At 69.2% G+C, this 12,808-nt stretch carries 7 protein-coding genes, 2 pseudogenes and 2 riboswitches; of the genes and pseudogenes, 4 read left to right on the top strand and 5 right to left on the bottom strand.

The features are described 5' to 3' along the window. Positions 1 to 208 precede the first annotated feature (208 nt). The 4 genes and pseudogenes from thrC to EBB59_RS06030 all read right to left on the bottom strand — a co-directional run. Positions 209 to 1,540 carry a threonine synthase gene (thrC, locus tag EBB59_RS06045; RefSeq protein WP_122101260.1) on the bottom strand — a complete coding sequence of 444 codons (1,332 nt, stop codon included), beginning with the start codon at positions 1,538 to 1,540 and terminating at the stop codon, positions 209 to 211. After that, a complete protein-coding gene (locus EBB59_RS06040; protein WP_122101259.1) occupies positions 1,537 to 2,478 on the bottom strand; it encodes a homoserine kinase in 942 nt (313 codons plus the stop codon). Before EBB59_RS06040 ends, thrC begins: the two co-directional genes overlap by 4 nt. Beyond that, on the bottom strand, positions 2,475 to 4,967 hold the full coding sequence (gene thrA, locus EBB59_RS06035) for a bifunctional aspartate kinase/homoserine dehydrogenase I (RefSeq protein WP_122101258.1): 2,493 nt from the start codon (positions 4,965 to 4,967) through the stop codon (positions 2,475 to 2,477). The genes EBB59_RS06040 and thrA overlap by 4 nt, the downstream gene beginning before the upstream one ends. Positions 4,968 to 5,002: 35 nt before the next feature. Beyond that, a pseudogene (locus EBB59_RS06030) lies at positions 5,003 to 6,019 on the bottom strand (threonine dehydratase); the annotation flags it as partial. A 275-nt stretch (positions 6,020 to 6,294) separates the two neighbouring features. Then, positions 6,295 to 6,516, top strand: a riboswitch (cobalamin riboswitch). A 198-nt stretch (positions 6,517 to 6,714) separates the two neighbouring features. Here EBB59_RS06030 and metE point away from each other — a divergent pair. The 3 genes from metE (at position 6,715) to EBB59_RS06015 (ending at position 11,842) form a co-directional block, all read left to right on the top strand. Then, positions 6,715 to 9,000, top strand: a complete 2,286-nt coding sequence (gene metE / locus EBB59_RS06025; RefSeq protein WP_122101256.1) for a 5-methyltetrahydropteroyltriglutamate--homocysteine S-methyltransferase — start codon at positions 6,715 to 6,717, stop codon at positions 8,998 to 9,000. Positions 9,001 to 9,069: 69 nt separating this feature from the next. Continuing rightward, positions 9,070 to 9,163: riboswitch (TPP riboswitch) on the top strand. Between the two features lie 73 nt (positions 9,164 to 9,236). Next, complete coding sequence (gene thiC, locus EBB59_RS06020; protein WP_122101381.1) at positions 9,237 to 11,117, top strand: phosphomethylpyrimidine synthase ThiC; 1,881 nt, start codon at positions 9,237 to 9,239, stop codon at positions 11,115 to 11,117. Positions 11,118 to 11,230: 113 nt separating this feature from the next. Next, the gene (locus EBB59_RS06015; protein WP_122101255.1) at positions 11,231 to 11,842 is read left to right on the top strand and encodes a DUF4136 domain-containing protein; all 612 of its coding nucleotides are present in this window, start codon (positions 11,231 to 11,233) and stop codon (positions 11,840 to 11,842) included. A 67-nt stretch (positions 11,843 to 11,909) separates the two neighbouring features. On the opposite strand, the gene ppa is transcribed toward EBB59_RS06015, so the two are convergent. After that, positions 11,910 to 12,464 (bottom strand): inorganic diphosphatase, encoded by a 555-nt coding sequence (gene ppa / locus EBB59_RS06010; RefSeq protein WP_122101254.1) that lies wholly within the window; start codon positions 12,462 to 12,464, stop codon positions 11,910 to 11,912. Between the two features lie 215 nt (positions 12,465 to 12,679). Between ppa and EBB59_RS06005 the strand changes: the two are divergent. After that, a pseudogene (locus EBB59_RS06005) lies at positions 12,680 to 12,808 on the top strand (oxygen-dependent coproporphyrinogen oxidase); the annotation flags it as partial.

Below are 12,808 nucleotides of genomic sequence, written 5' to 3'. Positions count from 1 at the left end.
CCCGCGCTTTTCGGCGCGGGGTTTGGTGTGGAACCTTGGGTTTTGCGATGTTTCAGCTACGCAAACCCGACCCTCGCGCCGGTGGTCACGATAATGAGTACGAGTACGAGGAGGAGTTGGGCGACGTGCGCGTGAGCGCCGGGCGATCCGGCGGTCATGGATTTGGCGGTGGCGCTGCGTTGCAACATGGTGGCGAGAAAAGCACGGATCATTCGTCGTTGTCAATGCGTTCGGCGAAATTTTTTTCCGCGCCGGCCAGCAGTGCGCGCAGGGCGGCGTAATCGTTGGCCAATTGTTCGCCATGCGCGGGCCGCGCCAGCGCCGCCGCCAGCGCCGGGGGCGGCGCGACGGCGTGTCCGACCAGCGGCTCGACGATGCCTTCGAACTTGGCTGGATGCGCGGTCGCGGCGACCGCCCACGGCCGGGTGTCGCCCGCCTGGCGCAGCCGCTCCAGCACGCGCAGGCCGCAGGCGGTATGCGGACAGGGCACGATGCCGTGGCGCGCCGGCGCGGCGGCGATGACGGTGCGGATCGCGGCGTCGTCCACCGAGTACGCGCGCAGTTGTCGGCGCAGCGCCTCCTCGCCGCCGGCCCAGTGCGTGAGGCGTTCGAAATTGCTCGGCGCGCCGACGTCCATTGCGTTGGCCAGGGTGGCCAGAGTCGGTTGCGGCGCATACGCCGCGCCATCGGCGAATTTCGCCAGCGCGTCGTTGGCGTTCACCGCCAGCACGATCTCGCCGATCGGCAAGCCCATCGCCCGGGCGAGGAAAGCCGCGCCGGCATTGCCGAGGTTGCCGGTCGGTACGATCAGGTTGAGTTTTATCCCCCGCGCGGCGTGGAAGCGGAGCGCGGCGTGGGCGTGATAGGCCAGTTGCGGCAGCAGACGGCCCAGGCTGATGCTGTTGGCCGAGGTCAGCGCGCGCGCCGCGCGCAGTTCGGTATCGCCGAGCGCCTGTTTGGCGAGGCGCTGGCAGTCGTCGAAGCTGCCGGCGACACGGTAGGCGCGCACGTTCTCGCCCCAGCACTCCAGCCCGTGCGCCTGCCGTGGCGAAACACGGCCTTCGGGGTAGAGGATCACCACTTCGAAGCCGGGGCGGCGGTGGAAGGCCGCCGCCACCGCCGCCCCGGTATCGCCGGAGGTGGCGACGAGGACGGTCCGCGTCGGCGCATCCGCCGCGCGCATCGCCGCCAGCGCGCCGGCCAGGAAGCGCGCGGCGTAATCCTTGAACGCGGCGGTGGGGCCGTGGAACAGTTCGAGCAGATGGTCGTCGGCGCCTTGCATCGGCGTCAGCGGGGCGGGGAAATCGAAGGCGTCGGCGCAGAGCGCGGGCAGGCGGGACTCCAGGCTGGAACCGGCGAAAAACGGTGCGAGGAGCCGCGATGCGGTATCGGCGAGCGAGTCGCCGGCCGCGAAATTCACCGCCTGGGGAATCCGCTCGGCAACGTACAGCCCGCCATCGGGGGCGAGGCCGGCGCTCAGCGCGGTTTCGATGCCGACGGCGGGCGCGCCGCCGCGTGTGCTGAGGAAACGTGGGTTCATGTCAGTCGGGCTCCCTTGGCATTGACCGGGCTGACGTGCGCGTGCGCGGTGACGCCGCGCGCGGCGAACGCCTGGCGCATCGCCACGGCCGCGCGTTCGGCCGCGTCTCGGCCATCGAACCAGCCGAACACGCTCGGGCCGCCGCCGGAAATGCTGGCGCCGAGCGCGTCGGCATCCAGCGCGGCCTGCTTGACCGCCTCGAAACCGGGGATCAGAGACGCGCGCCGGGGTTCCACCAGTCCATCGCGCAGACCCTCGGCGATCAACTGGCGTTCGCCGCGGGCCAAGCCGGTGAGGAACAGCGCCAGGTGTTCGCAATGGGTCACGATCTGCGCCAAGGGATACGGATCGGCCAGCACCGCGCGCGAGCGGCGGGTTTCCAGTACCTGGTCGGGATGCACCACCGCCGCGTGCAGCCAGTCGGGCGCGGCGAGCGGGATCATCCGCTGGTGCGTGCATAGCGCCACGCCGCCCAGGAGCATCGGCGCCACGTTGTCGCCGTGGCGGCTACCGCTGGCGATGGATTCGCCATCGAGCGCGAACGGATACAGCGCCTCGCGCGCGAGCGGCGTTTCCAACAGGGCGTTGGCCGCCACCAGCGCGGCTACCACCGAGGCCGCCGATCCGCCCAGCCCGGAGCCGATCGGAATGCCTTTTTCCAGCACCAGCTCGAAACCGAACGGCAACGCCAGCGCTTCGCGCAGCGACATGAGCGCCATACCGGCGGTGTTGCGCGCGGGGTCGAGTGGAATGCTTGCGATGCCGGGGCCATTGCCGCGCACGGCGGCGATCTGCACGACCGGCTCGGCGATGCGGCGCACGCTTGCGTGATCGCCGGGGCCATCGATCGCATGGCCGAGGATGTCGAAACCAACGCCGATGTTGCCGACGCTGGCCGGCGCGAACGCGCGGGCTTCGATGGGGGGGGACAGTGTCATGCCAAGGCTCCCAGGCTGCGGGCGATGCTCAGGATGTCGCCGAACACGCCGGCGGCGGTGACGTCCGCGCCCGCGCCCGGCCCTTGCACCACCAGCGGATTATCGGCGTAGCGGCGGCTTCTGAACTGGATCAGGTTGTCGGTGGCGTGGCTGTGCAGGCTGGGATGCCCCGGTGGCGGCGCGGCCAGGCCAACCACGCCGCGGCCGCTTTCGTCCAGTTTGGCGAGGTAGCGCAGCGCGCGACCCTCGGCGCGCGCGGCCGCGAGCCTTGCCTGCATCGGCGCGTCGATTTCGGTGATGCGGGCGAGGAATTCGTCCTTCGGCACGTTGCGCAGGTTTTCCGGCACCAGGCTTTCCACTTCGATGTGGTCGAGGCCGATGTCGGCGCCGGCTTCGCGCGCCAGGATCACCAGCTTGCGGGCGACGTCGGTGCCGGAGAGGTCGTCGCGCGGATCGGGTTCGGTATAGCCCAGCGCTTTCGCCTCCAGCACCAGTTGCGAGAACGGCACGCTGCCGTCGTAGCGGTTGAACAGCCACGCCAGGGTGCCGGAGAGCACGCCCTCGAAGCCGGTCAGCTCGTCGCCGGTATCCAGGAGCGAGCGCAGGGTCTGGATCACCGGCAGGCCGGCGCCCACGGTCGCTTCGTAGCGGAACTGGCCGCCGTGGCGCTCGGCCTCGCGGATCGCCCGGTAGCGGGCGAGCTCGCCGCTGCCGGCGTGCTTGGACGGCGTGACGACGTGGATGCCGGCTTGCAGCCACGCCGGGTAGTGCGCGGCCATCGCGTCGGAGCCGCTGCAATCGATGATGAGCGCATGCGGCAGGTGGGCGGCGCGTACGTGCGCGGCGAAGCGCTCGATGTCCAGCGGCTCGCCTTCGGCCAGGGCGTCGACGGCACTGGCGGGGTCGAGCGATTTCGCCGCCAGCGTCATCGCGCGGCTGTTGGCGATGGCGCGCAGGCGTAGGTCGAGCCGGCGCGACTGGCGCGGGTCGGCGGCGAAGCGCGGCAGCGCCGCGGCCAGTTGCGCCAGGAGGGCGCGGCCGACGTTGCCAGGACCGATCAGGCCGATGGAAATGGTCGCCGGCGAGAGCCAGAAGGCGCTGTGCACCGAGCGCAGCGCGCGTTCGGCGTCATGTTCGGCCACCGCGACCGAGATGTTGCGCTCGCTCGCCCCCTGGGCGATGGCGCGGATGTTGACCCGCGCCTGGGCCAGGCCGCCGGTCAGGCGCGCGGCGATGCCGGGGCTGCCGCTCATGCCGTCGCCGACGGCGGCCAGCACGGCGATGCCGGATTCGGTTTTCACGCCTTCGATCAGGCCGGCGCGGATCGCATCGGCGAAGGCGGTGCGCACGGCTTCCGCCGCCGCCGCCGCCTGGGCCTGCGGGATCAGGCAGCCGATCGAATGCTCGCTGGACGCCTGGGTGATCATCGTCACCGAGACCTCGGCCGCGTGCAGGGCGGCGAACAGGCGCTCGGCGGTGCCGGGCACGCCGATCATGCCCGCCCCCGAAAGTTCCAGCACCGCCAGCCCCTTGACGATGCTGAGGCCCTTCACCGGCGCGTCGCCGTCGCCGGGCGTCGCCGCCGCGGCGATGCGGGTGCCGGGCGCCTCGGGTTTCAGCGTGTTGCGGATGACGACCGGCAGCGCGTGCTGGATCGCCGGCACCATGGTCTGGGGGTGCAGCACCTTCGCGCCGAAATAGGCCAGCTCGAAGGCTTCGGCGTAGCTCATCGCGGCCAGCGGCACCGCATCGGGCACCAGGCGCGGGTCGGCGCTCATCACGCCGTCGACGTCGGTCCAGATCACCAGCTCGGCGGCGTCGAACAGCACCGCGAAGATCGCGCCGGAATAGTCGCTGCCGTTGCGGCCCAGCGTGGTGATGCCGCCTTCGGCATCGCGGGCGATGAAGCCGGTGACGACGACGTGGGGTTCGGGATGGGTGCGCCGCCATTGCGCGAGGTTGGCGCGCGAGGCGTCCCAATCGACCACCGCCCCGAGCGCGCTCTGGCGCACCACCAGCACCTCGCGGGCGTCGAGCCGGGTCCAGCCGGCAGGCGCGCCGCCGAGTGCCAGCATCATGAGCCGCGAGGACCAGACCTCGCCCAGCCCTTGCACGAGATCGGCCTTGGCCGGCGTCAGCCTGCGGGTGTCGGCGATGGCTTCGAGCCGCCCGCGCAAGGTGTCGAACTCGCTGGCGAACCAGGCCGCCGAGCCGAGCGTGTCGGCGGGGTCGAGCATGGAAGCCGCTTCCACATGCCGCCGCGTCAACGCCTTGAAGGCCGGCCGCCAGTCGCCGCCGGTCGCCGCCAGCTTCGGTAATTCGGTGAGTGCGTCGGTGACGCCCTGCATCGCCGAGACCACGGCCAATTGCGGGCCGGTGGTGGATTTGAGCAGGCGGGCGACGTGGCGGATGCGTCCGGTATCGGCCAGGCTGCTGCCGCCGAATTTGTGGGCGTGGTATCGGGGTCGAGGATCGAGAGAGGCGGACATGGCGTGCTCGCAAGTGGGGAAAAGGGTCAGTGGAAGGATTTGCGCCGGCGCGGCTTGCGCGGCGGTCGCGGGCGGACTTCGGCCAGCAGGCGGGCGAGCACGGCGGCATCGATGTTGCCACCGGAGACCACCGCGCATTTGCGCCTGCCGGTGACGCGGCGGCCGGCGGCCAGCGCCAGCGCGCCCGCGCCCTCGGCGACGACGTGCGCTTCCAGCGCCAGTTGCACGAGGGTTTCGCGCAGCTCGGCCTCGCGCACGATGACGATGTCGTCGAGCAGCCCGGCCAGCAGGCGGCGGGTGATTTCGCCGGGCACGCGCACGCGCGCGCCGTCGGCGAGCGTCGCGGGCAGGCGTTCGGGCTCCGGCTCGCCGCGCAGCACGCGGGCCATCGCATCGACGTGCTCGACCTGCGCGCCGACGATCCGCACGCCCTGCGATTTCAGCGCCAGCGCCACGCCGGTGGCCAGGCCGCCACCGCCGATCGGCAGCAGCACCACGTCCGGTTGCAGTTCGGCGATCTCCATCCCCACCGTGCCCTGGCCGGCGATCACGTCCGGGTCGTCGAAGGCGGAGAGAAAGCGGTAATCGTGTTTCTCCGCCAATTGCAGGGCGAACTCGCGGGCTTCGTCGAAATTCTCGCCGTGCAAGCGCACCGTCGCGCCCCAGTGGGCGACGCCCGCCACCTTGGTCTCGGGCGCGTTGACCGGCATCACCGTGATCACGCTCATGCCCAACTGGCGGCCGGCCCAGGCCAGCCCCTGCGCATGGTTGCCGGCCGAGGCCGCGATCAGCAGCCGGCGGTCGCCGCGCTCGCGCCCGGCCAGCAGCGCGTTGAGCGCCCCGCGCACCTTGTAGGAGCCGGTGCGTTGCAGGTTCTCCAGCTTCAGCCAGCAGCCCAGGCGCTCGGCATGCACCAGCGGCGTCACCGGCAGGTGGCGGCGCAGGCGCGCCTGGGCGGCGAGGATGTCGCCGGCGCCCACTTCGGGACGCGCCGCGATGGCGGATCCGGCCGCTTGCGGCGCGTGCGGGAAGGGGGTGGTGTCGGTCAGCATCGTGCGTTCTCCGCCCACGGCATCGGGCCGGCAACAAAAAACCCCGCATCTTTCGATGCGGGGTTTCAGGTGTCCTGACCGGCTGCCGTGCGCAACCTACCCCGCGAATTCTCGCGTGGTAATGGTGGTGGTGGTGGCGGATGCCGCCGGCCGGGCCGCGCGCCGCCATGTGGGCGAATGGGTGATGTAAAGCATCATGGTCGGGAGAAGAGCATGGCGTCGAGGGCGTTGTCAACCATGTTGACCCGCCCCCTTGACGGCCGGCGCCGAAACGACGATCTTGTCCTCGCCATTGGTTCCATCTCTCCATCAAAATAGAGAGATGGATTAAAAGGGAAGCCGGTGCGATCCTCCGATCCATTCCGGCGCTGCCCCGCAGCGGTAATTGGAAACGAACCCCGCCACGCGCACTGGGCAACCGGGAAGCGGCGGGTACTAGGCGAAGCGCGCGCTTCATGTCCATGAGCCCGAAGACCTGCCGTGGCCGGAAGGCGCGAAAGCCTTCCGTCTGGCCTGGAGCTTCCGTGGGGAAGCGGCTGGCGCATGCACCGCCTCGCGGCGGCGGCATCGCTTGCGCGCATCCACGCGGCTCCGGTTCGCCCGAGGGGGCGAAGGTCGGCGGCGCGGCATGTCATCGGGCAGGTCGCGCGGTGCCTTCGTTCCTCATTCATCACGAACTGAGGAAGCACAACATCATGAGCATAGTCACCACCCTGGGGTTTCCCCGCATCGGCGCCCGGCGCGAGTTGAAGCGCGCGCTGGAAGCGTTCTGGCGCCAAGACATCGATGCCGACGCATTGAACGCCACCGCCCGCGAACTGCGAAGCCGGCATTGGCGGCTGCAACGTGAGGCCGGCGCGGACATCGTTCCCTGCAACGATTTCTCGCTTTACGACCACGTGCTGGATACGGCCTTCCTGTTCGACGCCATTCCCGAGCGCTATCGAGCGCTGGCCGAGGGCGAGCCCCTGGCCGCTTATTTCGCCATGGCGCGCGGCCTCCAGCGCGAGGGGGTGGATCTGCCCGCGCTCGAAATGACCAAATGGTTCGACACCAACTACCACTATCTCGTGCCGGAACTGCATGCCGGGCAGCGCTTCCGCTTGCGCGGGGACAAGCCGCTGGCGGAATTTCTCGAAGCGCGCGCGCAGGGCTTCGAGGCACGCCCGGTGCTGCTGGGGCCGGTGAGTTTCCTGTGCTTGTCCAAGACTTCCGACGGCAGCGAGCGGCTGGCGTTGCTGGATGCGCTGTTGCCGGCCTACGTGGAGCTGCTGGGCAAACTGGCCGAAGCCGGCGCCGATTGGGTGCAGCTCGACGAACCATGCCTGGCGCTCGATCTCGATGCCGCCGCCGTCGCCGCCTACCGCCGCGCCTACGCGGCCCTGGCCGGCGCGGCGGGGCCGAAGCTGTTGGTCGCCAGCTACTTCGGCGGCCTGCGCGACAACCTGGCGCTGGCCTGCGAGTTGCCGGTGGATGGCCTGCACGTCGACCTGGTGCGCGAACCCGGGCAATTGTCCGCGTTGCTGGCGGACTGGCCGGATGGCCGCGTGCTGTCGCTGGGCCTGGTCGATGGCCGCAACATATGGCGCACCGATCCCGATGCCGCGTTGGCCCTGGCCCGCCAAGCGCGCGCGAAGATCGCCGCCGACAGATTGTGGCTGTCGCCTTCGTGCTCCCTGCTGCACGTGCCGATCGATCTCCGTCTGGAAAAGGCGCTACCCGCCGACCTCAAGGACTGGCTGGCCTATGCCCGCGAGAAAGTCGGCGAATTGCGCCTGCTGTGCGACGTGCTGGCCGACCGTCCCGACGCCGGCGACGCCCTGGCCGACGCCCGCGCCCGCATCGCCTCGCGCCGCGATTCGCCGCGCGTGCATCGCGCGGCGGTCGCCGGGCGCGTCGCGTCCCTGCATGCCGATGACGCCCGCCGCGCCACGCCGTATGCCGAGCGCCGGCCCCGGCAGGCCGAACGCCTGAACCTGCCCGGCTTCCCCACCACCACCATCGGCTCGTTCCCGCAGACGCTGGAAGTGCGCGAAGCCCGCGCCCGCCACAAGTCCGGCAAGCTGGCCGATGCCGATTACGACGCCTTCATCGCCGCCGAAACCGAACGCTGCATCCGCTTCCAGGAGGAGATCGGTCTCGACGTGCTGGTGCATGGCGAGTTCGAGCGCAACGACATGGTGGAATACTTCGGCGAACGGCTCGACGGCTTCGCCTTCAGCAAGCATGGCTGGGTGCAGAGCTACGGCTCGCGCTGCGTGAAGCCGCCGATCATCTGGGGCGATGTCAGCCGCCCGCGGCCGATGACCGTGCGGTGGTCGCGGCATGCGCAGGCGCTCACCGACAAGCCGGTGAAAGGCATGCTGACCGGCCCGGTGACGGTGCTGCAATGGTCCTTCGTGCGCGACGACCAGCCGCGCGCGGATACCTGCCGGCAGATCGCGCTGGCCCTGCGCGACGAAGTGTGCGACCTGGAGGCCGCCGGCATCCGCGTCATCCAGATCGACGAACCGGCTCTGCGCGAAGGGCTGCCGCTGCGCCGCCGCGACTGGCCGGCCTATCTCGGCTGGGCGGTGGAATCCTTCCGCATCGCCGCCTCGGGCGTGCGCGACGAGACCCAGATCCACACCCACATGTGCTACTCGGAATTCAACGACATCATCGAGGCGGTGGCGGACATGGATGCCGACGTGATCTCCATCGAGACCTCGCGCTCGCGGATGGAATTGCTCGATGCCTTCGTGCGCTTCCGCTATCCCAACGAAATCGGCCCCGGCGTTTACGACATCCACTCCCCGCGCGTGCCGGACGAGGCCGAAATGCTGGCGCTGCTCGAAAAGGCCGTGGCGGTGCTGAAGCCCGGGCAATTGTGGGTGAATCCCGATTGCGGCCTGAAAACCCGAGGCTGGCCCGAGACCCGCGCCGCGCTCGAAGCGATGGTGCGCGCCGCGCGGACCATGCGCGAGCGCCACCCAGGCTGAGGCCGCGCCGGCGGCGGCGGGCCTGAACGGGGCCGCCGCCGGTCAGCGGGAAAACGGGCACAATGACGCGCAATGAAGCGGGGGTACCGGCGCGCCGGTTGAGAGAAACCCTTCGAACCTGATCGGGTTGAGACCCGCGTAGGGAAGCTTCGCGGCACGCCCCCGGGCGTGCGCGCCGCCGCTTCGTCCGCGATGCCAGCCGGCATCGCCCGCCCCGAGCCAAAGGACGAATGCCGATGAACGCCATCCCCGCCACCGACCTGCTGCGCCAGACCGAGGAACTCTCCACCGAAGTGACGCGCCCGATCCCCGGCTCGCGCAAGATCCATGTCGAAGGCGCGCGCGCCGACCTGCGCGTGCCGATGCGCGAGATCGTGCTGACCCGTACGCCCACCTTGTTCGGCGGCGAGGACAACGCGCCGGTCACGGTCTACGACACCTCGGGCCCGTATTCCGACCCCGATGCGCGCATCGACCTGGCCGCCGGCCTCGCCCCGCTGCGGGCGGCGTGGATCGCCGAGCGCGGCGACAGCGAATCGCTGCCGGGCATCACCTCGGAATTCGGCCGTGCCCGCGAGCACGACCCGAAACTCGGCGCGGTGCGCTTCCCCAACCGTCCCAAGCCGCGCCGCGCGCGCTCGGGCGCGAACGTCACCCAGATGCACTACGCCCGTCGTGGCATCGTCACCCCGGAGATGGAGTTCGTCGCCATCCGCGAGAATCAGCGGCTCGACGCCGTGCGCGAAGCGCATCTGCTGAACCAGCATCCCGGCCACGATTTCGGCGCCAGCATCCAGACGCGCATCACCCCGGAATTCGTCCGCGACGAGATCGCCCGCGGCCGCGCCATCCTGCCCTGCAATCTCAACCATCCCGAAAGCGAACCGATGATCATCGGCCGCAACTTCCTGACCAAGATCAACGCCAATATCGGCAACTCGGCGGTCAGCTCGGGTATCGCCGAGGAGGTGGAAAAGCTGGTCTGGGCGATCCGCTGGGGCGCCGATACGGTGATGGATCTCTCCACCGGCAAGCACATCCACGAGACCCGCGAGTGGATTCTGCGCAACAGTCCGGTGCCGATCGGCACCGTGCCGATCTACCAGGCGCTGGAGAAGGTCGATGGCCGGGCCGAGGAACTCACCTGGGATATCTTCCGCGACACCCTGATCGAGCAGGCCGAGCAGGGCGTCGATTACTTCACCATCCATGCCGGCGTGCTGCTGCGTTACGTGCCGCTCACCGCCCGGCGCGTCACCGGCATCGTCTCGCGCGGCGGCTCGATCCTGGCCAAGTGGTGCCTGGCGCATCACCGGGAGAATTTCCTCTATACCCACTTCGAGGACATCTGCGAAATCATGAAGGCCTACGATGTAGCCTTCTCGCTGGGCGACGGCCTGCGGCCGGGCTCGCTGGCCGATGCCAACGACGCCGCCCAGTTCGGCGAGCTGGAAGCGCTGGGCGAACTCACCAAGATCGCCTGGAAGCACGACGTCCAGACCATGATCGAAGGCCCGGGCCATGTGCCGATACAGCTCATCAAGGCCAACATGGACAAGCAACTGGCCGAATGCGGCGAGGCGCCGTTCTACACGCTCGGACCGCTGACCACCGACATCGCGCCGGGCTACGACCACATCACCAGCGCGATCGGCGCGGCGATGATCGGCTGGTACGGCACCGCCATGCTCTGCTACGTCACGCCCAAGGAGCACCTCGGCCTGCCCTGCCGCGAGGACGTGCGCGAGGGCATCATGGCCTACAAGATCGCCGCCCACGCGGCGGACCTGGCGAAAGGCCATCCCGGCGCGCAGGTGCGCGACAACGCCTTGAGCAAGGCTCGCTTCGAATTCCGCTGGCAAGATCAGTTCCACCTCGGCCTCGATCCCGAGCGGGCGATGGAATACCATGACGAAACCCTGCCGAAGGAGGCGCACAAGCAGGCGCATTTCTGCTCCATGTGCGGTCCGCATTTTTGCTCGATGAAGATTACCCAGGACGTGCGCGACTACGCCGCCCGGCACGGCATTGATGAACAGGAAGCGTTGAAGGCCGGCATGGAAGAGAAATCCGCCGAGTTCCGTCAGCAAGGCGCCGAGGTCTATCGCGATGAGTGATTCGCCGCGGCCAGCGTGAACCTCAGGGCAATGCGCGCGCGTGGGCGGGGGCGGATTCAAGCCGGGTTCCGTGCTCCGCACTACACTCGATCCACGACTTTGGGGTAATTGCCATGAACATCATCCGTCACCCGTTTTTCCGTCCCTTCCTCGCGGTGGCCGCCGCCTGCGTGTTGCTGGCTGGCTGCGTCACCGGGCCCGCGGTCCGCACCGACTACGACCCGGGGGCCAATTTCGGCCAGTACAAGACCTGGGGCTGGTATTCGCCGATCGCCATGGAGCAGGCCGGTTATTCCAGTTGGGTCAGCGAACGCATCAAGGCCAACGTGCAGCGCGAGATGGAGGCGCGCGGCTACCGTTACCAGGCCAAATCGCCCGACCTCAAGGTCAATTTCCAGGCCGTGGCGCAGGAGCGCAGCGACGTCTATTCGGTGCCACGCACCGATATCGCCTGGCTCTACAGCTACCGCGCCCGCAGCTACGTCGCGGTGCCGGTCTGGTACGACGAGACCATGGTCAGCCGTTACACCCAGGGCACGTTGACCGTGGATCTGGTCGATGCGGCGAAGAACCGCATGGTCTGGACCGGCGATGCCATCGCCCGCGTGGTGCGGCGTTCGCCGGAGCAGCGCGCCGCCAATATCGATACCGCCATTGGCGCGATTTTCGCCAAATATCCCTACCGTGCTGGCGATTCGCAGCCGGCCCCGCTGCCCAAGCGCTGAGCCGCGCCGCATCGCCCAACGAAAAGGCCGCGTCGATGACGCGGCCTTTCTTGTGCCCGACGAGCGATCAGAAGTGCGGCTTGTCCGCCTCCGGCACGGCGTTGTAGCGCCGGATGGCGTCGAGCAGGATCTGCCGCGCCTCCTCCACGCCACCCCAGCCATCGAGCTTGACCCATTTGCCCTTCTCCAGATCCTTGTAGTGCTGGAAGAAGTGGCCGATGCGTTCGAGCCAGTGGCCGGAGACCTGCTCGATGTCCTCGACGTGCCCATAACCGGCAAAGACCTTGCTGACCGGCACCGCGACCAGTTTTTCGTCGCTGCCGGCTTCGTCGGTCATGCGCAGCACGCCCACCGGCCGGCAGCGGATCACGCTGCCCGGCACCAACGGCAATGGCAGGATCACCAGCACGTCGGCCGGATCGCCGTCGCCGCACAGGGTATGCGGCACGTAGCCGTAGTTGCACGGATAGCGCATCGGCGTGGACAGGATGCGGTCGACGAAGATCGCGCCGGATTCCTTGTCCACCTCGTACTTGACCGGCTCGGCGTCCTTGGGGATTTCAATGATGACGTTGATTTCGTCCGGCGGATTATTGCCGGTGCTGACCAGGTCGAGGCCCATCGGGCGGCTCCGTGTGTGGGTGGGGGCGCTCATTCTAATCGGATGCGGCGTCGCACCAAATCGCACCGGGAAAGCGGGCGTCCACGGCACCTGTCCATGTGGGCGGCCATTCGCCTGGCCATGCTCGCGCGTCTGGCATGGCGGTGGATGGACGCGGCCTGCGGATTTTCCGCGCTCTCGTTTTCGCGGCGTTTCTGCGGGTCGGTGTCGCGAATGGCGACGATGCCGAAGCCGATTTCGCCTACCTGCGCGCGGTCGGCGACGGTTTCCTCGACGCCTATCCGCCCATCGTCGAGCGCCGCCGCGACACGCCTTTTGGCGAGCGCGAACGCCAGTTCCAACTG

The sequence above is a fragment of the Solilutibacter pythonis genome, from assembly GCF_003697345.1.
In the GTDB taxonomy this organism is placed as follows: domain Bacteria; phylum Pseudomonadota; class Gammaproteobacteria; order Xanthomonadales; family Xanthomonadaceae; genus Solilutibacter; species Solilutibacter pythonis.
The sequence above is the reverse complement of the archived record's forward strand: the minus strand, read 5'-3'. Positions and strand labels throughout refer to the sequence as shown.

Excerpts from the sequence above, each read along its gene's own strand:
- thrC (WP_122101260.1), bottom strand. The coding sequence starts at position 1,540 with ATGAACCCACGTTTCCTCAGCACACGCGGCGGCGCGCCCGCCGTCGGC.
- EBB59_RS06040 (WP_122101259.1), bottom strand. The coding sequence starts at position 2,478 with ATGACACTGTCCCCCCCCATCGAAGCCCGCGCGTTCGCGCCGGCCAGC.
- thrA (WP_122101258.1), bottom strand. The coding sequence starts at position 4,967 with ATGTCCGCCTCTCTCGATCCTCGACCCCGATACCACGCCCACAAATTC.
- metE (WP_122101256.1), top strand. The coding sequence starts at position 6,715 with ATGAGCATAGTCACCACCCTGGGGTTTCCCCGCATCGGCGCCCGGCGC.
- thiC (WP_122101381.1), top strand. The coding sequence starts at position 9,237 with ATGAACGCCATCCCCGCCACCGACCTGCTGCGCCAGACCGAGGAACTC.
- EBB59_RS06015 (WP_122101255.1), top strand. The coding sequence starts at position 11,231 with ATGAACATCATCCGTCACCCGTTTTTCCGTCCCTTCCTCGCGGTGGCC.
- ppa (WP_122101254.1), bottom strand. The coding sequence starts at position 12,464 with ATGGGCCTCGACCTGGTCAGCACCGGCAATAATCCGCCGGACGAAATC.